Raw genomic sequence first — 20,733 nt, 5'->3', positions numbered from 1 at the left:
ACCGACGTAAATGTCCTCGCTCAGTGCCAAAATCCAGGATGTCTTCAACGAGCCCGCCTGCGATAAGAACCGCGGCAAGGATGCCAAGGCGCGCAAAGAGGGCTGTTCGAAGCCGCTGACGCCGGGGGCGGCGGCCGGCGGCTGCGCCTTTGATGGCGCCAAGATCGTGCTGCAGCCGATCACCGACGTCGCGCACCTGGTCCATGCGCCGCTCGCCTGCGAGGGCAATTCCTGGGACAACCGGGGAGCTGCTTCGTCCGGGGCAACGCTGTGGCGCACAAGCTTCACGACCGACCTCACCGAACTCGACGTAGTAATGGGGCAGGGCGAGCGCAAGCTCTTCAAGGCGATCCGGGAGATCAAGGAAGCATATGCGCCGCCGGCGATCTTCGTCTATTCGACCTGCGTGACGGCGCTGATCGGCGACGACATCGAGGCCGTCTGCAAGCGCGCGGGGGAAAAATTCGGCTTGGCCGTGGTGCCGGTCAATGCGCCGGGCTTGGCCGGCTCCAAAAACCTCGGCAACAAGCTCGCCGGCGAGGCGTTGCTCGAACATGTCATCGGCACAGTAGAACCCGACGACGCCGGGCCGTACGACATCAACATCCTTGGCGAATTCAATCTTTCCGGCGAGTTCTGGCTGGTGAAGCCGCTCCTTGATCGGCTCGGGATCCGGGTGCGCGCCTGCATTCCGGGCGACGCGCGCTACCTCGACGTTGCCTCTGCGCACCGCGCCCGGGCGGCTATGATGGTGTGCTCGACCGCGCTCATCAATCTGGCCCGCAAGATGGAGGAGCGGTGGGACATCCCGTTCTTCGAAAGCTCCTTCTACGGCATCACCGACACCTCGGAAGCACTGCGCAACATTGCAGAGCTGCTCGTGAGGAAGGGCGCCGATCCGGAGATCCTCGCCCGCACACAGACGCTGATCGCACAGGAGGAGGCGATTGCGTGGAAGAAGCTCGAGGCTTACCGGCGGCGGCTCCAGGGCAAGCGCGTGCTTCTCAATACAGGCGGTGTGAAGTCTTGGTCGGTCGTCCACGCGCTGATGGAGATCGGCATGGAGGTCGTCGGCACCTCGGTCAAGAAATCCACAGTCGAAGACAAGGAGCGCATCAAGCAGCTCCTCAAGGACGACAACCACATGTTCGAGCAGATGGCAGCGCGCGACCTTTATGCCATGCTCTCAGAACACAAGGCCGACATCATGCTGTCGGGCGGGCGCACGCAATTCATCGCGCTGAAGGCCAAGACACCCTGGCTCGACATCAACCAGGAGCGCCAGCACCCCTATGCCGGCTATGACGGCATGGTGGAACTCGTACGCCAGATCGACCTCGCCATTCACAACCCGATCTGGCGCCAGGTACGGGAGCCCGCACCGTGGGATTGCCAGCCTGCCGTGAAGGACGAACCGCCGAGCACAACGAGCGAGACGGCGACCGTGCACGCTTTGAAGACATTCGCCGGCATGACGGCCGACGACTTCGGCGAGTGTTGAGGAAAGCCGATGGCGCGCATCCTTCCCCAGACCAAATCAGCGGCGGTCAATCCGCTGAAATCCTCGCAGCCGCTGGGTGCGGCCTTGGCCTTTCTTGGGGTCGGCGGCGCCATGCCGCTGTTCCACGGCAGCCAAGGCTGCACCAGCTTCGCGCTCGTGCTCTTCGTGCGGCATTTCAAGGAAGCGATCCCCCTGCAGACAACGGCGATGGACGAGCTTTCGACGATCCTCGGCGGGGCCGACAATCTGGAAGAGGCGATCCTCAACCTCAAGACCCGCACAAAGCCAAAACTGATCGGGGTCTGCACGACGGCGCTGGTGGAAACCCGTGGCGAAGATTGCGCAGGAGACATCGCCGACATCAGGCTGAAGCGCGCGGAAGCAATCGCGGGTACGGAGATCGTGCTGGCCAACACGCCGGATTTTAATGGCGCGATCGAAGAGGGTTGGGCCAACGCTGTCACGGCGATGATCGAAGGCATTACACGGCCCGGCGAACAGGCACGGCAGTCGAAGAAGATCGCCATCCTGCCCGGCTGGAACCTCACGGTGGCTGACATCGAGCATTTGCGCGAGATGGTGGAAAGCTTTGGGCTCAAGCCGGTGATACTGCCGGACGTCTCCGGCTCGCTCGACGGTACGGTGCCCGACCGGTGGGTTACGACCACCTATGGCGGCACCAGCGTCGAGGATATCCGCGAGCTTGGCACGGCCGCGCAATGCATCGCCATCGGCGAGCATATGCGCCGTCCGGCCGAGGTGCTGTGGAGGTTGACCGGCGTGCCTTACGTGCTGTTCCAGTCGCTGACCGGATTGAAGGGCGCCGACCGGTTCGTCTCGCTGCTGTCCACGATTTCGGGTGCGTCGGTGCCGGCCGGGGTGCGCCGTCGCCGGGCGCAATTGCAGGATGCGTTGCTCGACGGACATTTTCATTTCGGAGGCAAGAAAATTGCGATTGCTGCTGAACCAGACCAACTCTACCAACTCGCGACGTTCTTCGTCGGCATGGGCTCCGAAATCGCGGCGGCCGTCGCCACGACCGATATGTCGAAAATTCTGGAAGAAGTACCGGCGGAGTCGGTTCAGATCGGTGATCTCGGCGATCTGGAGACTCTTGCGGCGAGCGCCGATCTTCTCGTCACTCATTCCCACGGACGCCAGGCGGCGCAGCGCCTTGGCATTCCGCTCATGCGCGTCGGCTTCCCGATCTTCGACCGGCTTGGCAGCCAGCACAAGCTCACAATCCTCTATCAGGGCACCCGCGACCTGGTCTTCGAGGTTGCCAACATTTTCCAGGCTTACCGGCAGGCGCCGACACCTGAAGAAATTGATCCCCTCCGCAAGCGAGAAACGCCAGATGGGTCCCGTTCGTCGCCTCTCACTCGTCACTGACGAGGTTCACGCACCGATGCCGGAAAGACGAGCAGGCGCATTGCGCGTAGCCATCGCCACGCAGGACATGAAGGACCTCAATGCCCATTTCGGCTCGGCCAGACGCTTTGCTGTCTATGACGTGACGCGCGAGGAGTGGCATCTCGTGGAAGCCTTGGCCTTCGATGACGTTTCCGATGAGAACGGGAAGCATCGGACCGAGGGCGATGACCGCATCACGCCGAAGGTGGAGGCGCTGAAGGGCTGCCATCTCCTGTTTTGTCTGGCGATCGGCGGACCTTCGGCGGCCAAGGTTGTTTCGGCAAAAATCCACCCGATCAAGGTGCCGCAGCCCCAAACCATCCAGGAGGTGCTGTTGCGTACGCAGATGATGCTCAGGACGTGTCCTCCCCCTTGGCTGCGCAAGGTGCTGGCGGAGGCAGGCGTCGCCGAGAAGAAGCCGTCCTTCGAGGACGAGGACTGAAATGAGGAGAAGGCCAAATGTCTGACGCCGCGGCTAGCCCTGCTGTCGCCGAGGACGAGGCGGCCCTTGCCACCCCGTTCGTCAAATGCCTCGTGCGGCTGATCCGTGCTCAGGATTCCTATGGATCATGGGAAGGCAAAGCTGCCGCCGAGCTGCTGGCTGACTTCATCATCACCAAGGAACAGCGCCGAGCGATTCCGATCATCGGCGATCCCGATCCGGACGTGCTGTGGAGGCTCGATATGTTTTACACCGCCGTCGGGCTTGCGATCGAGGAGCGCTCCGGCCTGATGGCATCGCCGATGATGGAGATGAGCCATGAGGGCTTCGGGCGGGTGCTGTTCACGTCCGGGCGGTTGGTGGTTCTGTCGAAGACCCTGCGCGACGTCCACCGGTTCGGCTTCGAGACGTTCCGGAAACTCGCGGAGGCCGGTACGAAACTGGTCGACGATGCGCTCGCAGCCATAGAAGCCTACCCCGACATCGCACGGGCGTGATGAAACCGATTTTCGGGCAATTGGATCATGTCAGGACTTGAGGAGCTGCCATGGCCAGCCCACTCAACCGAGGCGGTCGAGGCCGATCTGGTTCCTGGGGTAGCGCTGATGAAGCCACTCGTCCTGATCTGTTCGCAAGACGCGGAGTTCTATCTGTTCCTCAGCCACATTCTGGAGGTGGACGGTTTCGCCAGTGAGCCGGCAGGCGGCGCCAAGGAAGCGCTCGCATTGGCCGACGAACGGGACTTCCGGGCCGTTGTGCTGGACTGCGGGCCAACGAGCATAACCGGGTCCGCAATCTGCGCCCGGCTCAAGCGGGAGCCCCGGACCGGCGGACTGCCCATTATTGCCCTGATCGCGCCCGGCGCCGAGAACCAGCACCTCGATCTTTTGAAGGCAGGCATCGACGAGAGCTTTGTGCGGCCGATCGCGCCGGCCAAGCTGCTTGACTGTCTACGGACGAAGCTGGCGCTGCCGAAGCCGGGTTCAAACGGGATTGAAAACGGCGGCTGGCTCTCCTGCGGCAGCCTTGAGATGAGGCTCGACGCCCACCGGGTTCGAGGCAATGGCCACGACATCCATCTCGGACCGATCGAGTTCAACATGCTGCGGCATTTTCTTGAGGATCCCGGCAAGGTCTTCAGCCGAGACGAGCTGATCGCCGCGGCCTGGCCGAACAATATCCATATCGGACCACGCACCGTCGACGTCCATATCAGCCGGATCAGAAAGGCACTGAAGACGGCCTCGCCCGGCAGCGTCATTCGGACCGTCAGGTCGGCCGGCTACTCGCTCGAGAAGCCGGACGGCTAAATAGCGAACCGGTGGCCCTGAGCACGACGGAGATGAGGAGTGGCACAAGTCTTGCGGCTTCGAAACGCGCCTACAGGTGCGACATATTCAGAAAGAAGCAGTCAGATGGGTTTTAGAAGCGTACTCTGTGTCACGGGTTCTGACCACTCCGATAAGGACGTCAAAACAGTTGCAGGCTTGTGTGCCGAAGTCGGCGCGTATCTTTCCGTACTGGTGATGTCGCCTCCGCCGCTCGTTATGCCGTCTCCGCTGCTCGGCGATGGCATCCCGGAGTGGCCTAGACAACGCGCACCAGCCATTGCCAGACTGGAAAAACGGTATAGGCAAATCGAGACATTTTCGCAGGACATGGCCAGCCTGGAAAAAACATCCAGGGAAATCCAGAAACTGCTGAGAGCCACGTCACTTTGCTATGACGTCGACACCGATTACTGCGATGAGGCCGACGTCGGCGACGCGGTGCGACAGCGGGCGCACTGCACCGACCTGACGATCGTCGGCCCCGCACTTCTCAACGACAATGATCTCGGACCTCTTGTTATCAACGGCAGCTTGTTCGACACGGGAAAGCCGGTGCTTGTTGTGCCGAAGGGCGCTGAGGCGACACTGTCGCCGCGGCGCGTGCTGGTCGGCTGGGATTCGCGAGTCGAGGCGTCCCGTGCGGTTCGGGAAGCGCTGGATCTGCTATCTCGTGCTGAGGAAGTTCGTGTCGCACTGGTCGATCCGGAGGCGACCTGCACCGGAAACGGTGCCGAGCCGGGAGCCGACATCGCTGCCTATCTTACCCGGCACGGTGCTCAGGTATCGGTTGACCGGCTGGCGAGCGCCGGTAAACCGGTGGCCACGGTGCTCGCGCAGCACGCAATCGACACGTCTGCAGACATGATCGTCATGGGCGCTTATGGCAGCCGCCGGCTGCGTGAGCGGCTCTTCGGCGGTGTCACGAGATGGATAGTTGGGAAGCCGCCATTGCCGCTGTTTTTGGCTCGCTGACTGGTTCCAGGAAGCACCGAGCTGTTCGAAGCTCTACTCCCCTGGGTCACCGATCCTGATGCCAATTCGCAGAAAGGTCGCGGCGAACGCGGGAAATTTCGCGAAGCTCCTCGGAGCCAATGTGCACGTGCCGTCGCCGAGAACCCCCGGACGTGTCTAGCGCGCGCTCGGGGGTTCTGCTCGCCCGAGATGAACCGTAACGCGGCGACCACCGGCCGCGCAGAGGTAGAGGCGCTCCTCAATGGAGCCAAAACCACGGCTTCGCAGGTCGGCGTCAGGAGAGAAGGAGAGCCGTTTCAGCGCGGCAGGCCGAGTTCAGAGTCGTAACGGCATCGCATGCGCGCTATCGCGATCTCCCTCATTGCTGGCTGGGAGCTGAACAACGCAATGACCGTGCCGTGGCCGAGGCCCACAACTTCGAGTCGGGACGGTCGTGCTTTTGGCCGTAGTCGGCGGGAATTGATGGCATCAATCACGTTGTCATCGCCCGGGACGGTAGCCGGGTAGCGGCGAGGCCGCATCTTCGGCGTTTCAGTCGGTCCGGCCCGACCCGCGTGGCGACTGACCGGTTTTTGGGCTGCACAATTCCGACAACGCTCACATTCGCACCAGGCGGCCCCTGTAGCGCCTGAGCACAGGGGACACAGAAGATAACGACACAAAGCAGGAATCCCGGAGAGTTCACCGGCCGGCACATGCCGGCACTCATCCTGGCCTTTTTCGCCACGATCATCATCGTCATTCTGAGGATGGAGGTATTCGCGAGCCGCACCTGTACCGGCTTCGTCGTGAAGAACTCCTGTGTCGCCAGCTAGGAATTCAATCGCAAGGCGGGAGAGGGCAGGGAACAGGCCGGGACGGAGCGGCGCTTGCAATCGCAAATGGCGAGATCCGCTACCGCCTGAGGGACCAGAACGGTAAGAAGCTCAAGCCAGGTGGCGTGAAGCGGACGATCATGACGAGCCCTGGCGGTAGCCAACGCGGTATGACGTGCATCTGCTCGTCCCTCAGCCCGAATAGATGTTCAGTCGTCCGTGGCCACGCTTTTCTTGGCGGCGCGAAGCGCGTGATGCGTGTCCAAAACCTGACAGCGGCAGAAAACATGTCGGGTTCAATACAAACGGCCATCTCGGGCACTTGGAGGTTTTTCAAAGCGTAATCATGCGATTAATGCGCGATGAGCGCGCTGGCACGGCCTTTGCATGAGATACGGCAACACTGAGTGAAGGCTGACCGCACGCTGACGCGCGAGACGAGCGATGCTCTCCTTCCTTGAACCGTCGTTCCCCGTCTCTATGGGGGAAACAAGCTCGCGCATAAAGTCGCGCAACCTTTGGCAATAGCTTTGGAGAGCAACATGGTATTGCAGATGGAGTCCCCGGCTCCTTCGATTAAAGTGGAGGACTGGCTGCGTGGCGAGCCCCTCACGAACTTCCAGCCCGGCAAAGTGTACATCGTCGAATTTTGGGCGACCTGGTGCGGCCCATGTGTGGCGGCGATGCCCCATCTGGTGCAGCTGCAGGAGAAATACAAGGACAGCGGACTTGAGGTCGTCGGCGTCGCGGCTGATGAACAGGCTCCAACGGCCGATGAGGCCCGCACCAAGTTGGACGCGTGGTTGACCGAAAAGTGCTCGAATCTGAACTATCGGATCGCGTTCGACCACACAGGCGAAATGAACAAGCTTTGGAGGGAACCCAGCTTTTCTGTCGGGATTCCGGCCTCGTTCGTGGTCGACCGAGACGGCCACATCGCCTTTATCGGTCATCCGATGCAACTCGAGGAGGTTTTGCCGAAAGTGCTTAGCGGCAGCTGGCGCACCAGCGATGAAGCGAAAGCGGCCGATGCGGAGCGGATTGCCAGCCACCAACGCAAAGCGCGCGAACTGACGCTGACCAACCCGATATACGCCAAACTTCGGCCGGCGATGCAGGCCGAGGATTGGACGGCGGCACTCATGGCCATCGAAGAAGGCCTCGCCTTGATGCCAGACAATATCGAGTTCCGGCGCACTCATGCGAATCTACTGCTTCACAAGCTGCGCGACATGCGGGCCGGCTTGCCACTCATGCGCCAGTTGGTCGAGGACGCGATCGACAAAAAGTTCGAGGCCGTGTCTTGGATGGTCATGGCCCTGGACCAACTCTTCGATCCCGCGATGGACAACTCCCATCTCCCGCGTGCTGAGCGCTTTGCGATGGGCGACAAGCTCTCGGAACAGATCCTGACACTGAATCCTCCACAAGGCGACGGCCCCCTTAAATTCCTTTGGTACGTCCCGCTCGCTCAGTATTATTACGAGAGCGGCAACAAGGATCGCGCGATCGAGTTGATCGAGGTGGCACTGAAATCGCTGGGTGATCCGGAGCCAATGCCGGACCACATCAAACAGCATTACCTTACCCCATTGCTCCAAGCCCTGGCCAACTACACGGGTGAGCGCGCCTGTTACGCGGATCTTTGCGTGGTTCCGCAAAACAAGGCTCCTGAAAATCAAACCGCAGTCGCCTCATGAGAAAAGATCGCAAAGGGATGACAATTGGAATTGAACCCTGGCCAATTCGCCCATCGTCTGCGGCGAGCCCGCAGTAAGTATGCCCATTGCAGCACAGGGCGCATCGCTTGCCGCAGGTTGGAGTTCAAATCTTGTAATGACCTCCGGCCGCATCGCGGGAGACGGGATGCTCGACGCGAATTCTGGCCGCGGTGGAAGACCCCGCAGTCGAGGACCTCTTCAAGATCGGCCAGCGGGACATCACTTGCGTGGAATCGGCCCGGCCAAGCCGGACGTCGGCTGCGCAAGTGTGCCCGAAGCAGGCGGCCCCGAAAACAGAAATCGTCTTTCGAGGACGAGGACTGAAATGAGGAGAAAGCGAAATGTCTGTTGCCGCGGTGAGCGCTGCTGTCAACGAGGACGAGGCGGCACTTGCCACCCCGTTCGTCAAATGCCTCGTGCGGCTGATGCGTGCTCAGGATTCCTACGGGTCATGGCAAGGCAAAGCTGACGCCGAGCTGCTGGCCGACTTTATCACCACGAAGGACCAGCGCCATGCGATCCCCATCATCGGCGATCCCGATCCGGACGTGCTGTGGAGGCTCGACATGTTTTACACCGCCGTCGGGCTTGCCATCGAGGAGCGCTCCGGCCTGATGACATCGCCAATGATGGAGATGAAACCCATGAGGGCTTCGAACGCATGCTTTCCACGGTCGGGCGGTTGGTCGTTCTGTCGAGACGTCCACCGGTTCGGCTTTGAGACGTTCCGGAAACTCGCGGAGACCGGTACGAAACTGGTCGAAGATGCGACTGCACCCGCTGAAGCCTACCCCGACGTGGCGCGGGCGTGAAGAGACCAATTTCGAGGAAGGATTTATGTCAAACCTAGATGAGATGGGGAAGAAAGTCCGAAAGCTTCAGCTCCGCGCGGCAGTTGCCAAGATGAAATTGCGCGACCTTGCAGAGGATCTCCCGGTCCAATGGACTGAGATAGAGGAGGTTGCCGAGAAAGCGTACGCCGCTTTTGCCGAGTTGGATGGTGCCAAGAGAGAGCTCGCTGCAATGAAGAATTTACGATGAGGAGCACATTCACCACCCGCGACGGCTCCATATGGCTGCCGGAATATCTGACCGCTATAGATGGCAAGACTTGTATCGGCTGCGGCCGCTGTTTCAAGGTCTGCTCGCGCGAGGTCATGCACCTTCACGGCGTCGATGACGCGGGTGAAATCCTCGGCGCCTGCGACGGCGAAGACGATGATTTCGACGGCGAGCTCAATCGCATGATCATGGTTGTTGATCATGCCGGCCGCTGCATTGGCTGCGGAGCCTGCGCCCGCGTCTGCCCGAAGAACTGCCAGACCCATGTTGCGGCCGACCAGGTCGCAGCATGACTTGACGGGACAAATCAGGAGAACGGCGTTGCCCTTTAGAATCTTTCATCGCGTCCTGTGGTTGGTCCTGTGCAGCAACGCTCTGGCTGTGTACTTCGCTTCTCATTCCATCCGCATGGTGGTCGTCACGACGCTGGCTTGTTCGCTGCTCCTTCAGTTGGCCTATTTCGCAAGCGTGCTCTTTCTGATCTCGCGGTCTGGCTGCGCTAGCAGAGCTGGCCAAAGGGCTGAGCATTTCGGTAGTTGCAAGGAAGTTCGATCCCAGCCGGCAGACCATGATGAGGTGAGGAATGAATCTTCAGATGTGCCTCAACTTGTTCCGATGGGCGGCATATCGCTGCTGCCTTGAAGGCGCCGTGACAAGATCAGTGTTCAGATTAATGCCACTTTGGATCAACCACGAACGTTGAACTGATCGTTCAAGGAGCGCTGCGCTTGATATGGGCAGAGGTGACCGCTTCCGGTCGTTCCAACCCGGGGAGGTGCAGTTACGGTTCCACAGGCATTGCCAGCCTGTCGCAGTAGGCCGGCATGCGGGTTGCTTGATCTCGATGACCAATGCGGCGCTGGAAATAATGATGGGCGCTTTTGGAACGTCGCAGAACGCAGCTGACCTCGAACACGCCACTTAGAATGACTGTGCATAGCTAACTTCAGATCAAGCACGTGTTGCCGGAGAGAACATGCTGGAAAAATTCGAACGCTATCCGCTCACCTTTGGACCCACGCCCATCGAGAAGCTCGACCGCCTCGGCAAGCATCTACGAGGAAAGGTGGAAATCTACGCCAAACGCGAGGACTGCAACTCCGGTCTCGCGTTCGGCGGAAACAAGCTGCGCAAGCTCGAATACATCATCCCCGACGCGATCGCGTCAAATGCCGACACGCTCGTCACCGTCGGCGGCGTGCAGTCCAACCACACGCGCATGGTCGCCGCGGTCGCCGCCAAGATCGGCATGAAATGTCTCCTGGTTCAGGAGAGCTGGGTTCCCCATGAGGATGCCGTCTACGACCGGGTCGGCAATATTCTCTTGAGCCGCATAATGGGAGCAGAGGTGCACCTGGTCGACGAGGGCTTTGACATCGGCATCCGCCGGAGTTGGGAACAAGCGCTCGATGAGGTCAAATCGAGAGGCGGCAGACCCTATGCGATACCAGCTGGAGCGTCTGTTCACCAAAATGGCGGTCTCGGCTATGTGGGGTTTGCGGAGGAGGTGCGCGCCCAGGAGAAACAGCTTGGGTTTGCCTTCGACTACATCGTCGTTTGCACGGTGACAGGTTCCACGCATGCCGGCATGCTCGTCGGATTTGCCAAGGACGGTCGACAGCGCAACGTGATCGGTATCGATGCCTCCGCCACCCCCGCCAAAACCAAGGCTCAGGTGCTGAACATTGCCCAACACACAGCGAAGCTCGTCGATCTCGGAATGGAACTCGTCGAGGATGACGTGGTGTTGCGCAAAGAGTACGCTTACCCGTGTTATGGCATTCCATCCGAGGAAACAAAGGAGGCCATCCGCCTGTGTGCGCGGTTCGAGGGTATAATTACCGATCCCGTCTATGAGGGCAAATCGATGCAAGGGATGATCGACCTCGTCCTGAAAGGCTTCTTTCCAGAGGGATCGAGGGTCCTCTACGCGCATCTCGGCGGCGCGCCGGCGATCAACGGCTACGGCTACACCTTTCGCAACGGCTGACGTGCGACAGATTGCGATTGCGCCGCCCTGCCGTGCCAGCGATGCGCTCCAAGTTCGTTCGGGGGCCTGCCCGGCAACCGGGGACCGGCTGTTAACTGCCGCCCAACGCGAAGGTAACCGGGTTCATTCGGAATGCCTTAGTCGGATCTATCTCAATGGCAATTCGCTCGGGCCCGCTTGCATGACACGCCACCGAGGGGGTCGCGAGCATGATACCGCGGAATGGGGAGACGCAGCTCATCCGTGCTTGGAACGCGGCACGAGGGCCCCGTGCACCAACGCCGCATCCCACCAGTCGGCGGCGTCGCGTCCGAGATCCAGCACCGGCTGCTCGGCGCTTTTACGCTCGCACCATGACGCCGGCATGCCGCCGGCGAACCATGGCGCATTGCCGCTGAGGCCGCTCGTCCAGCAAAAGCGCGATAAGCCCTAATGGGCAACCTCACCGGGACCGAAAAGAGCTGGTGAATGGCAGCGAGCATGTGTTGCACCAACAACAGGGAGGATGGGCAAGGGCAATCGCTCTCAGTCGCGAGGCGCTTGCACTCGCTGCAAATCGGCGGAGTGTCCTCTAAGGCTAGGTCGCCGGAAAGACGTTGTATGAGATTGTCAGTGGCGTTCCACAAATTCGCTCGCATGCAGCACGGAATGCAGCGTTACGCCATGTTGGGCTAGCAGCGCCGTAGCTCCCTCGTCGCGGTCCACGAGGCAAGCAGCGTCACGCACAATGCCCCCGACTTGGCGAACCTCTTTAATCGCCTTCAATATCGACTTGCCGCTTGTGGCAACGTCGTCAACGATCAGGACGACTTTTCCCTTGAGATCTTCTTTGGGGCCAAGGCCTTCAATCACGTCCCTTGTGCCGTGGGCCTTTTGAGCCTTGCGAACGAAGATCGTGTTTATGGGTTTGTTCATGACCGAGCTGACAGCCGCCATTGATCCGATTACGGGGACCGCGCCCATTTCAAGGCCGCCGACGTACTCTGCTTTCGTTTGCTCAACGATCTTTAGGAACTCAAGAGCGGCAAGTTGCGCGCCTCGCGCCACCATCATAGTAGGCTTCATATTGAAATAGATGTCGCTCTCTATGCCCGACGAAAGCGTGTAGCGTCCGAACCGAAAAGAGCGCTCACGGACAATCTCGCGGAGTTCGTCCTTGTCGTGTTGGCCGGAATCAACTGGTCTGAATTTTGCCAGTGCCGCCATAGATCAGACCTCGCCCCTAGGGAAAAATTGGGTGCGGATTGGGTGCGGCATGCCCCTCAGCCACTACCGCTATGCGGCTTATGCAAGTGTTCGCGAGGTGTGTCAATTAAAGTCAATACCGGTGCCAGGGCTGCGAACTCGGGTTAACGCACTTTAGGGATTGCGGTTGATCTGATTCCATGGGCATCGATGATTCGGAGCCCTGCCATGACCCTTGCCGCCCTCGAAGGATTTGAGAAGCCGCGCCTGAAGGCGCTTTTGGAGCATTTCGCCGCGATCGAAGACCCGCGCCAGCCATGGCGGGTGGCGCATCCGCTGCCGGAAGTCCTGCTTCTGGTTGTCTGCGGCACGATCTGCGATTGCGACGACTATGATCTGATTGCCGACTGGGGCGCGGCGCGTCTCGACTTCCTGCGCCGCTACTTGCCCTATCATCACGGCGTGCCGGGCGGGCGCTGGCTGACCATCCTGATGAACCGCATCGACCCCGGCCTGTTCTCGGCCGCCTTCACCTCATGGGTGCACCAGACATGGCCCGACAAGCCGGACTTCGTCGCCATCGACGGCAAGACGTCACGGCGCAGCCACGATCGCGGCACTGGCAAGGCCCCGCTGCATCTGGTCTCGGCCTTCGCCACCACGGCCCGTCTCGTGCTCGGACAGGAGGCCGTCGCTGACAAGAGCAACGAGACGACAGCGATCCCGGTGCTTGTCGAGCGCCTGGCGGCAAATGACGGCCTCAAGGGCACGCTCGTCTCGATCGACGCCATCGCCACCAATGCGACGATCGCCACGGCGATCCGCAATGCCGGGGCCGACTATCTGCTCGCCGTCAAGGCCAACCAGCCGACGCTCAGAGCCGAGATCGAGCGCTATTTCGATGACGCTCCAGCCGATTGCCTCGACAGCTTCGTCGATCTCGACAAGGCCCATGGCCGCATCGAGGAGCGCACCGTCACCGTCAGCCGCGAGGCCGGCTGGCTCGAAGGCCAGCGCCGCTTTCCCGGTGAACTGCGCCTGCCAGACGCCACAACCATCGTGCGCGTCCGCTCGCGCACTGGACTGAGGGATAGAAGCCGCTTCGACACGCGATACTTTATCGCCTCCGCCGAACTGACAGCCGAACGGGCCGCCCATGCCGTGCGCGCCACTGGCTGGTCGAGAACGCCCTGCACTGGACCCTCGACGTCGTCTTCAACGATGATCAATCCCGGCTCAGAAAGGGCCATGGCGCACTCAACATGGCCATCGTGCGCCATTTCGCTCTCAACCTCGTCAGAGCCGTCAGCGACAAGCACTCCATCAAACTCAGGCGCAAAAGGCCGGCTGGAGCCCGACTACCTCGCCTCAATCCTCGGAGAGCTGCGCCGTTAACCTGGATTCGGAGCCCTGATACCGGTGCGACCGTTTCGCGCAGATTTTTCCCTTATCGTTATCACGACGCGGGCCTCTTTGAGGGTTTTGAGCGCTTCATCTTTGGTGAGGCCGAACTTACGGGCAAAATAGGCAGCTTCGATCGCCATTCGCGATCTGACAAGGATTCGCTTCTCTGCTTTGCCGTCTTGCCCACGACGCGAACATAGCACATTCCGCTAGATCGCTCCATTGAGCGGGGTAAGTCTAGGACAGAATACCTATCGCACTTTTGGGTTTGTCAACCGTATAGTCGCCTTAGCCCCCGCAAAGGCCTCACAAGCGAGAAGGAAAGCGAAATGGGTCCTGGGCTCGTCCTTTGCACCCAGCGGCGGGCCAACGACCATAATGGCGGGCACGGTCGAAGGCAGCTTTTCGCCGCTGCCTGGACCTGGTCGAGCGTCACCTGATCGATGAGGGCGGCGCGGCGCTGGATGTAGTCGATGCCGAGCTTGTGATCTGCAGTCCGATCAGCGTCGCGCAAATGGCGCTGGAGGAATCCAGATTGTTGGCATAGGCCCGTCAGATATTTCTCGGCCGCCTCGGTCGGCCGTTCCGCCAGCTCCTTCACCACTTTGCGCACGAGGCCGAGCGTATCGGCCGACATGGCGGCGCGCTTCGCCGTGGTGACGACGAGTAGGCAAGGCCGCGCTTTTCGCGCACCTCCTCGAACAGGCGCTAGGCAAAGGTCGAGCCGCCGAGAATTTCGTTCATCAAAACCACGGCGTAAAATTCCGGCTCGCTTCGTCTGACGCCGGGAAAAACCAACTGCAGCGAAGTCTACGGCAGGTCGTAGTTCACCACCACCTGCTGGCCGAGTTTTGCGGCGATATTGGCGACAGGGGCGAGCGTCTGCCTCTGAGGCAAGCGCCGAACAGCCGGCCGAGCTTACGCTGAGTGTCGTGGCGTTGATGTCCCGACCACCGCGACATGGAGCCTATCAGCGGCGAAAGTGCCTTTGTGGAAGAACTTCTTCCATTTGTAGAAATCAAACGCGGCAAGCGGCGCTACGATCTGCACGCCGGCGTTGCTGACCAGGATGTCGAGGCGCTTGAAGGTTCGATCGCCTGCACCATCCCGGGCCTGGGCGGTCGTCGCTGCGCGATCGGTCAGGTCGAGATCACGAATGTCCAGCGTGAGGATCTTTACCTCGGGCAAGCCGGACAGCCGGCGCACCAGTGCGGACCCACCCATGCCGCGGTGGCCGGCGACCCAAATGCGTTTGCCCTCCTGCGAAATCATTATCTTTTCACATCAAGCAAGCGTGATCCCGTAGGCGCGGCAGTCGGCCTCGACCATTTCCGAGACGAGCTGATCGAAAGTGGTCTTGGGCTTCCAGTCGAGCTTGGTGGCCGCCTTGGAGGCATCACCGATCAGCAGGTCAACCTCGGTCGGACGGAAATAACGCTTGTCGATACGGATCAGCGCCTGGTTACTCATGCGTTCGCGGCCCACCTCGTCAACGCCTTTGCCCTCCCAGACGATCTCCTTCCCGACCCGCCTGAAGGCAGCCTCGACAAAGCTGCGGACCGAATGCGTTTCGCCAGTCGCGAGCACAAAGTCGTCAGGCTCGTGGTGCTGCAGGATGCGCCACATGCCCTCGACGTAGTCGCGCGCCGAGCCCCAGTCGCGCTTTGCCTCCAGGTTTCCGAGATAGAGGCAGTCCTGCTTGCCGGCCATAATCGCAGCTACTGCGCGCGTCACCTTGCGCGTGATGAAAGTTTCGCCGCGCGTCGGCCCTTCGTGATTAAACAGAATCCCGTTGCTGGCATAGAGCCCGTATGCCTCACGATAGTTCACGGTGATCCAGTAGGCGTAGAGCTTCGCTACCGCATACGGCGAGCGTGGATAAAACGGAGTAGTCTCCTCCTGCGGGTTGCCCTGGACCGAACCGAACAGTTCGGAAGTGGAGGCCTGGTAAAACCGGGTTTTTTCCTCGAGGCGAAGAATGCGGATCGCTTCCAGCAGCCGCAGTGTGCCGAGAGCGTCGGCATTGGCCGTATATTCGGGGGTCTCGAATGAGACTTGCACATGGCTTTGGGCAGCCAGATTGTAGATTTCGTCAGGCTGCGTTTCCTGCAGGAGACGGATCAGGTTTGTCGCGTCCGTCATGTCCCCGTAATGTAGGACCATGTCGGGATGATCCTCATGAGGATCTTGATAGAGGTGGTCGATGCGCTGGGTATTCCCGATCAGCGACGCCCGCCGCTTCAGGCCATGCACCATGTAGCCCTTCGAAAGCAGCAGTTCGGCAAGCAGAGCGCCGTCCTGGCCGGTGATACCTGTAATGAATGCCGTACGCCGGGGTGAACTCATCTCTGACATTTCCGTGATGAAGGGGATGAATGAAGCGTTTTGACAGGAATGGTCAGCGGGACGTGCGAATGACTTGCAGTGCGTAAAAGCGCGATGCAATCATCCCTGCGTGCACCGCCTTGGCCGGCACCTGTGCCTTTGAGAGACGTCAAGAAAGCGAGCGGATTATCGAGTGGTGTACCGTTGGCATCCGAACTAGAAGGACTTCGCCCTAGAAGGACTTCGCCTCCATTTTCCGCATAGCTGGAGAGACTTCCGATGGGCGTCGCCTCCCGAGCGACGTTTTTTCATCTCTGCTACTCTTCGTAAAATCGATTGTTTTGATGGAGCGCATCCACACGATGGATAATGCGGAAGGAGGTTTCAGAGCTTCGAATTGCCAAATAACTCAGCAATCCGCGCGGCGCGGAGATGGCAACAGCCGTTTCCTTCCTTCAGACCGATAAGCACTGCATCGGCCGACACGCCCAATTCGCTGACCGCCTGCGCGACGAACTGTTGAACGAGACGCTGTTCACCTCGCTCGCACAGACCCGCGCCTCCCTGGCCCTGTGGCGCCGACTACAACATGAGCAGCCTCATTCGCAGATCGGACGGCAGACGCCGAACGAGTTTGCACAGACCCTCAATCCGCGACGCTCGCTCGCGCTGCGCAATGCGAAAGGCTCCGCGCCAGCGCCCGTCGCTTCCACCGCCCATCAGGGCAAATCCCCCCGCCGGAAACAAAATCAAAGCTGGATAGAAACTGGGGGGAACGTCAGCATCCCTAGCGTGATCTTGGTAGAACAATCCCTAATCACCCCGCCGGCCGGCACGAATCTCTGCCCTAAAGGGAGTGCGAACGAGAACGAAGGGGGATATGCCGACTGCCAATGTTTTTGTTGGCGCCCGCCATTCGTCGTTCTCGCGCTCCTGGCGGTGATTGGTCAATGTGCCCTGTAGATTCTAGCCGTCTAAGATCGCGATAGGTGCTCTGCTTGCCGAGGCCGCTGTAAGGGTCTGCTATATGCGCACGGTGTGTGCGCTCCAAGGCATGGAAATGCTTGCTGCATGGCGGAAGCGCCTGTCACACATGAGCCGCCGCTGCTGGCTCCAAGCTTATGATTTGATTGATTGGCAGGCGCTTTCGTGGGCCACAAGCAGGTGCGTCAACTACCAGATGCCGTAGTATCGACGACTGCCCGAAAACTCTAGAACCGAGTTCGTTCCAACGCATTTACCGAGAGAATATCGGCATGCAGAGCAACGTGACGACGGTGGAGGTTTCGAAGTGCGTCTGTGCAGCAGTTGAGCTGCCGCGCAAGTCCGGTCTCCATTGTGTGGCGGAACTTTTGAGGAGCATGTCGCATTACAAACAGATTTGTCGGAAGCCACCGATCGTCCAAAGTCCCGTCAGGACTGTTCTGATCTTCTAGGTGAAACTGACGAACAAACGCCAACCAACCAGGCGCATCTAATCACTCTCTCGTTGAACGCGACGCCCACATGCAGAGGGAACCCTAAAATGAACACCGACGTTTTTACGGCTCATGAGTCTAACGTTCGTCGCTACGGGCGGTCATTTCCCACAGTCTTTACCAAGGCCCGCGGGGCGACAATCTGGGACGAAACCGGTAACCCATATATCGATTTCCTCGTAGGGTCCGGCGCACTCAACTATGGACATAACAACCCGAATATTATTGCACCAGCGATCGAATATCTCGTTGGCGAGAACATTCTTCTATCGCTTGACATGTATACAGCGGCAAAGCGTGAATTCATTGAAGTGTTTGTGGATTCGATCCTGAAGCCCAGAGGCCTTTCCTACAAGATACAATTTCCTGGGCCGACCGGCACAAACGCAAACGAAGCGGCGCTGGCCCTAGCGCGAAAATATACTGGCCGCTCGAGCGTAATGGCCTTCACAAACGCGTTCCATGGCATGTCGCTCGGCTCTCTCGCAGTATCTGGTTCGGCGTCAACCAGGGAACTGGGCGGCGTTGCTCGTCATGATGTGATCCGTGTCCCCTATGACGGCTATCCGAGCCAAGCTTTCGATTCCGCCAGTTACATCGACTGGGTTTTGGGCGATCCAGGGAGCGGCATAGAAAGCCAGCCGCAATCATCCTGGAGACCATCCAGGCAGAAGGCGGCATGAACGCCGCATCCGCAGCTTGGCTCGCAGAGATTCAGCGCATTTGCCGTAAGCACGGCGTTGTTTTGATCGTCGACGACATTCAGGCAGGTGCGGGACGAACGGGCGATTTCTTCTCCTTCGAGTTCGCAAAAATCGAACCCGACATCGTGTGCCTTTCAAAATCCCTAAGCGGTTCAGGTAGTCCATTCTCCATTGTTTTGATCCGCCCCGAAATAGACATATGGAATCCCGGAGAACATAGCGGGACCTTCAGAGGCAACAATTTCGCCTTCGTGACTGCCGGGGCCATGTGCAAACTGTGGTCCGACAGGCAGTTTACTGCAGGCGTCGAGCGGACAGCCGTCAAGCTGCAAGGACACCTTGACCGAATCGTTGCGAAATTTCCAAAGTGCATCGAACAAAAGCGCGGCCGCGGTCTGATGGCCGGCCTCAAATGCAGTTCACCGGCCGTTGTCGGCCGTGTGCACGATGTCGCGTTCGAAAATGGCCTGCTGATCGAATCTTCAGGGCCAAATCGCGACGTCATCAAAGTCCTGCCGCCGATAACGATCACCGATGTCGAACTCGATCATGGCATCGCCATCCTTGATCACGCACTACAGGAGCAAGCCAATGACTAACCAACTATCTCAATCGCCAGCCATCTCGCCTGTTGCGATCAGGGAACGAACCGGCTCGGTCAGCACTGCGGAGATCATCTCAGTCCTGAAAGGGGAGATCACCGCTCTGCACGTCAGCCAAGCTTTCAGCACCGAAGTAGCCGAGGAGATCACGGCGAAGTTTATTGGCAGTCCCGGTCTCAAGGAGCGTAAAGATGGGGTCCCCGGACAATATGTCGGCGCATCCCACTACAGGAAGGATGCAGCCACCTATTTCGCAGAGGCGGAAACTGCGCGACCGTACGTCGACGCCCTTTTTGGCAATTTGGTTGATCCGGTCCGCGGATTGTTCGACGCGTTGAAGCGCGAGCTTCACAAACAGGGCATTGAATTGCGGCTGGCCCGGTCGGAGCACGGTCAGGCTAATGTTTGTCGCGCTCTCAGCTGGTCTGGCAGCGGCACATTTTCCTTGGACCCCCACGACGATGTCGCTCAAGTCTTATGTGCTGGGAACGATTACGAGCTTTCAGCGGTGGCGCACAACACCGTCGCAGCGCTCAACTTCTACCCCAGCATGGCCGAGGAGGGTGGCAATCTGCGGCTCTGGAGCCATAAGCCGACGGTCACCGACCGAAAATCGCAGGGTGTGGAGACCACTGGCTATCCCTACTCGGCACCCTATCTCGAGGCCGTTCCTTCTCGCGAATTCCAGCTCAAGGCCGGCGATATCGCCCTAATTGATGGCGGTTTCATTCACGGGGTCACCGGTCAATTAGGCAACGGAAAGCGTCGCCTGGTGCTGAACAGCTTTTTCGGGTTTGCGCGGCCGGATCTTGTTCTCTGGTGGACCTGAAGCTCGCTGCCGCAGCGACTGACCAGCTTCCGCGGGCAGTTAAGGCGTCAACATCCTTCGCAGCGGGCCTGTCCGGCGGCGGCCCCGGTCCTCTCGGTCCGGTCTCGATCACTTCGCCCGATTGCAGACCCGAGCTCGCCAACAATCCAATCAGCGTCGTCATTGTCCGGCCCCTAAGAGGAACCCCGGCGAAACGCGGGCGCATGCGTCGATGAGCGATGCCAACTCAGCGTCGCCGAGAATACGCGGAGGCGGAATCGCTCTTCTGGGGAAAGCTCTGCGCTCCAAGGCCTCGGTTCGGGCGTCATAGACGGTGAGATACTCGTAGAATCGGCGGAGCATGCCGTGACGAGTGGCGCGGCTGTTGGCGGCGCCAACGAACGACAGTGCGAAGTCCAGCGCCATCGTTCGAGTGGCAGGCCCATCGAGCTGAGCGCGCTCAACGTAGCGGACGAAAGCTCGCAACGTTCCAGCTTGCTTGCTGAAGGCGTAGCCGAGGGAGTGGTGCAGTTCGATGTAACGCTCGGCCTTCTCGCCGAGGAATCGGGTTTGCCGCTTTCCCTTAAGTGCTCACCACATTTCGTCGAGGTGTCGGCGAACCTGCCCTCTAGATTGGCGCCCATGTGCGGCGGCCATATTCGCCTCCGAACTCTCCTGCCCGTTCGGCGACAGTCTGGAACGAGACCTCGATCCGTCGCTCGGCCATCATCTCCTCCAAATCACGCAGCTGAGATCGGAGGCCTGGTACCAGCACACGCAAAGTAGGATCACTGACTGGTCAAATTGGCGTCCCTTGAACATTGCAACCCTGCGAAATTTGTGGAGACGCTCCGTGCGACACCGCCGGTAATCAAAACGTTGCAACGGATCCTTCAAATCAATTTACAAGATCTTTACGATCGCCAGTCGTTGACAATGGTATGTTCACCGCAAGTCTGAGGTCAGGCACGGCTGAAAAA

General features: G+C 59.8%; 19 protein-coding genes and 4 pseudogenes. 17 read left to right on the top strand and 6 right to left on the bottom strand.

The window, feature by feature from the left end; translation table 11 throughout:
- The first annotated feature begins 10 nt into the window (after nt 1-10).
- From nifE to IQ26_RS34105, 13 genes are all read left to right on the top strand, one after another.
- Nucleotides 11-1,501 carry a nitrogenase iron-molybdenum cofactor biosynthesis protein NifE gene (gene nifE, locus IQ26_RS34165; RefSeq protein ID WP_145722800.1) on the top strand — a complete coding sequence of 497 codons (1,491 nt, stop codon included), beginning with the start codon at nt 11-13 and terminating at the stop codon, nt 1,499-1,501.
- 9 nt (nt 1,502-1,510) lie between these two features.
- A complete protein-coding gene (gene nifN / locus IQ26_RS34160) occupies nt 1,511-2,893 on the top strand; it encodes a nitrogenase iron-molybdenum cofactor biosynthesis protein NifN (RefSeq protein ID WP_145722799.1) in 1,383 nt (460 codons plus the stop codon).
- Nucleotides 2,859-3,356, top strand: a complete 498-nt coding sequence (nifX, locus tag IQ26_RS34155) for a nitrogen fixation protein NifX (RefSeq protein WP_145722798.1) — start codon at nt 2,859-2,861, stop codon at nt 3,354-3,356. The genes nifN and nifX overlap by 35 nt, the downstream gene beginning before the upstream one ends.
- Before the next feature lie 17 nt (nt 3,357-3,373).
- Nucleotides 3,374-3,853, top strand: coding sequence for a NifX-associated nitrogen fixation protein (locus IQ26_RS34150; protein WP_145722797.1), 480 nt, complete (start codon nt 3,374-3,376; stop codon nt 3,851-3,853).
- A 27-nt stretch (nt 3,854-3,880) separates the two neighbouring features.
- Nucleotides 3,881-4,666, top strand: coding sequence for a response regulator transcription factor (locus IQ26_RS34145; protein ID WP_145722796.1), 786 nt, complete (start codon nt 3,881-3,883; stop codon nt 4,664-4,666).
- A 105-nt stretch (nt 4,667-4,771) separates the two neighbouring features.
- The gene (locus tag IQ26_RS34140) at nt 4,772-5,659 is read left to right on the top strand and encodes a universal stress protein (protein WP_145722795.1); all 888 of its coding nucleotides are present in this window, start codon (nt 4,772-4,774) and stop codon (nt 5,657-5,659) included.
- A 650-nt stretch (nt 5,660-6,309) separates the two neighbouring features.
- Nucleotides 6,310-6,474 (top strand): FixH family protein, encoded by a 165-nt coding sequence (locus IQ26_RS41350; RefSeq protein WP_338101655.1) that lies wholly within the window; start codon nt 6,310-6,312, stop codon nt 6,472-6,474.
- A gap of 542 nt (nt 6,475-7,016) precedes the next feature.
- Complete coding sequence (locus tag IQ26_RS34130; RefSeq protein ID WP_145722793.1) at nt 7,017-8,174, top strand: TlpA disulfide reductase family protein; 1,158 nt, start codon at nt 7,017-7,019, stop codon at nt 8,172-8,174.
- Between the two features lie 362 nt (nt 8,175-8,536).
- Nucleotides 8,537-9,007 carry a DUF269 domain-containing protein gene (locus IQ26_RS34125; protein WP_145722792.1) on the top strand — a complete coding sequence of 157 codons (471 nt, stop codon included), beginning with the start codon at nt 8,537-8,539 and terminating at the stop codon, nt 9,005-9,007.
- Nucleotides 9,008-9,032: 25 nt separating this feature from the next.
- Nucleotides 9,033-9,236 carry a CCE_0567 family metalloprotein gene (locus IQ26_RS34120; RefSeq protein WP_145722791.1) on the top strand — a complete coding sequence of 68 codons (204 nt, stop codon included), beginning with the start codon at nt 9,033-9,035 and terminating at the stop codon, nt 9,234-9,236.
- On the top strand, nt 9,233-9,550 hold the full coding sequence (gene fdxB / locus IQ26_RS34115; RefSeq protein ID WP_145722790.1) for a ferredoxin III, nif-specific: 318 nt from the start codon (nt 9,233-9,235) through the stop codon (nt 9,548-9,550). The genes IQ26_RS34120 and fdxB overlap by 4 nt, the downstream gene beginning before the upstream one ends.
- A complete protein-coding gene (locus IQ26_RS41175; protein ID WP_338101654.1) occupies nt 9,459-9,899 on the top strand; it encodes an exopolysaccharide production repressor protein in 441 nt (146 codons plus the stop codon). Before fdxB ends, IQ26_RS41175 begins: the two co-directional genes overlap by 92 nt.
- Nucleotides 9,900-10,233: 334 nt before the next feature.
- Entirely contained in the window at nt 10,234-11,247 is a 1,014-nt protein-coding gene (locus IQ26_RS34105) for a 1-aminocyclopropane-1-carboxylate deaminase (protein ID WP_145722788.1), read from the top strand.
- A gap of 609 nt (nt 11,248-11,856) precedes the next feature.
- Here the strand turns inward: IQ26_RS34105 and pyrE are convergent.
- Entirely contained in the window at nt 11,857-12,453 is a 597-nt protein-coding gene (pyrE, locus tag IQ26_RS34095; RefSeq protein ID WP_145722787.1) for an orotate phosphoribosyltransferase, read from the bottom strand.
- A gap of 207 nt (nt 12,454-12,660) precedes the next feature.
- Here pyrE and IQ26_RS34090 point away from each other — a divergent pair.
- Nucleotides 12,661-13,796 (top strand): annotated as a pseudogene (locus tag IQ26_RS34090) (ISAs1 family transposase); the annotation flags it as partial.
- Between the two features lie 27 nt (nt 13,797-13,823).
- On the opposite strand, the gene IQ26_RS39580 reads toward IQ26_RS34090, so the two are convergent.
- The 4 genes from IQ26_RS39580 to gmd form a co-directional block, all read right to left on the bottom strand.
- A complete protein-coding gene (locus IQ26_RS39580; RefSeq protein ID WP_162458154.1) occupies nt 13,824-13,976 on the bottom strand; it encodes a hypothetical protein in 153 nt (50 codons plus the stop codon).
- Between the two features lie 131 nt (nt 13,977-14,107).
- Complete coding sequence (locus IQ26_RS41345) at nt 14,108-14,473, bottom strand: hypothetical protein (protein ID WP_208760277.1); 366 nt, start codon at nt 14,471-14,473, stop codon at nt 14,108-14,110.
- Between the two features lie 281 nt (nt 14,474-14,754).
- Nucleotides 14,755-15,108 carry an SDR family NAD(P)-dependent oxidoreductase gene (locus tag IQ26_RS41340; RefSeq protein WP_322791141.1) on the bottom strand — a complete coding sequence of 118 codons (354 nt, stop codon included), beginning with the start codon at nt 15,106-15,108 and terminating at the stop codon, nt 14,755-14,757.
- A 12-nt stretch (nt 15,109-15,120) separates the two neighbouring features.
- On the bottom strand, nt 15,121-16,182 hold the full coding sequence (gmd, locus tag IQ26_RS34075; RefSeq protein ID WP_145722786.1) for a GDP-mannose 4,6-dehydratase: 1,062 nt from the start codon (nt 16,180-16,182) through the stop codon (nt 15,121-15,123).
- A gap of 471 nt (nt 16,183-16,653) precedes the next feature.
- Here gmd and IQ26_RS40770 point away from each other — a divergent pair.
- The 3 genes and pseudogenes from IQ26_RS40770 to IQ26_RS34060 all read left to right on the top strand — a co-directional run.
- Nucleotides 16,654-16,893, top strand: a pseudogene (locus IQ26_RS40770) (integrase core domain-containing protein); the annotation flags it as partial.
- A gap of 793 nt (nt 16,894-17,686) precedes the next feature.
- Nucleotides 17,687-18,942 (top strand): annotated as a pseudogene (gene ectB / locus IQ26_RS34065) (diaminobutyrate--2-oxoglutarate transaminase).
- Nucleotides 18,935-19,774 (top strand): 2OG-Fe(II)-dependent halogenase WelO5 family protein, encoded by an 840-nt coding sequence (locus IQ26_RS34060; protein ID WP_145722784.1) that lies wholly within the window; start codon nt 18,935-18,937, stop codon nt 19,772-19,774. The pseudogene ectB and the gene IQ26_RS34060 overlap by 8 nt, the downstream one beginning before the upstream one ends.
- Before the next feature lie 667 nt (nt 19,775-20,441).
- Here the strand turns inward: IQ26_RS34060 and IQ26_RS34050 are convergent.
- Nucleotides 20,442-20,575 (bottom strand): annotated as a pseudogene (locus IQ26_RS34050) (IS6 family transposase); the annotation flags it as partial.
- Nucleotides 20,576-20,733 lie beyond the last annotated feature (158 nt).

The organism is Mesorhizobium tianshanense, from assembly GCF_007830515.1.
Taxonomy (GTDB): domain Bacteria; phylum Pseudomonadota; class Alphaproteobacteria; order Rhizobiales; family Rhizobiaceae; genus Mesorhizobium; species Mesorhizobium tianshanense.
This window is presented reverse-complemented; position numbering and strand designations above follow the sequence as displayed.

What these genes read in the sequence shown, in the direction of transcription:
- IQ26_RS34140 (WP_145722795.1), top strand. Translation starts at nt 4,772, where the DNA reads ATGGGTTTTAGAAGCGTACTCTGTGTCACGGGTTCTGACCACTCCGAT.
- IQ26_RS39580 (WP_162458154.1), bottom strand. Translation starts at nt 13,976, where the DNA reads ATGGCGATCGAAGCTGCCTATTTTGCCCGTAAGTTCGGCCTCACCAAA.
- IQ26_RS41340 (WP_322791141.1), bottom strand. Translation starts at nt 15,108, where the DNA reads ATGATTTCGCAGGAGGGCAAACGCATTTGGGTCGCCGGCCACCGCGGC.
- nifX (WP_145722798.1), top strand. Translation starts at nt 2,859, where the DNA reads ATGGGTCCCGTTCGTCGCCTCTCACTCGTCACTGACGAGGTTCACGCA.
- gmd (WP_145722786.1), bottom strand. Translation starts at nt 16,182, where the DNA reads ATGAGTTCACCCCGGCGTACGGCATTCATTACAGGTATCACCGGCCAG.
- IQ26_RS34060 (WP_145722784.1), top strand. Translation starts at nt 18,935, where the DNA reads ATGACTAACCAACTATCTCAATCGCCAGCCATCTCGCCTGTTGCGATC.
- IQ26_RS34130 (WP_145722793.1), top strand. Translation starts at nt 7,017, where the DNA reads ATGGTATTGCAGATGGAGTCCCCGGCTCCTTCGATTAAAGTGGAGGAC.
- IQ26_RS41345 (WP_208760277.1), bottom strand. Translation starts at nt 14,473, where the DNA reads ATGTCGGCCGATACGCTCGGCCTCGTGCGCAAAGTGGTGAAGGAGCTG.
- IQ26_RS34145 (WP_145722796.1), top strand. Translation starts at nt 3,881, where the DNA reads ATGTCAGGACTTGAGGAGCTGCCATGGCCAGCCCACTCAACCGAGGCG.
- IQ26_RS41175 (WP_338101654.1), top strand. Translation starts at nt 9,459, where the DNA reads ATGCCGGCCGCTGCATTGGCTGCGGAGCCTGCGCCCGCGTCTGCCCGA.
- IQ26_RS34120 (WP_145722791.1), top strand. Translation starts at nt 9,033, where the DNA reads ATGTCAAACCTAGATGAGATGGGGAAGAAAGTCCGAAAGCTTCAGCTC.
- IQ26_RS34105 (WP_145722788.1), top strand. Translation starts at nt 10,234, where the DNA reads ATGCTGGAAAAATTCGAACGCTATCCGCTCACCTTTGGACCCACGCCC.
- IQ26_RS34150 (WP_145722797.1), top strand. Translation starts at nt 3,374, where the DNA reads ATGTCTGACGCCGCGGCTAGCCCTGCTGTCGCCGAGGACGAGGCGGCC.
- nifN (WP_145722799.1), top strand. Translation starts at nt 1,511, where the DNA reads ATGGCGCGCATCCTTCCCCAGACCAAATCAGCGGCGGTCAATCCGCTG.
- IQ26_RS34125 (WP_145722792.1), top strand. Translation starts at nt 8,537, where the DNA reads ATGTCTGTTGCCGCGGTGAGCGCTGCTGTCAACGAGGACGAGGCGGCA.
- pyrE (WP_145722787.1), bottom strand. Translation starts at nt 12,453, where the DNA reads ATGGCGGCACTGGCAAAATTCAGACCAGTTGATTCCGGCCAACACGAC.
- nifE (WP_145722800.1), top strand. Translation starts at nt 11, where the DNA reads ATGTCCTCGCTCAGTGCCAAAATCCAGGATGTCTTCAACGAGCCCGCC.
- fdxB (WP_145722790.1), top strand. Translation starts at nt 9,233, where the DNA reads ATGAGGAGCACATTCACCACCCGCGACGGCTCCATATGGCTGCCGGAA.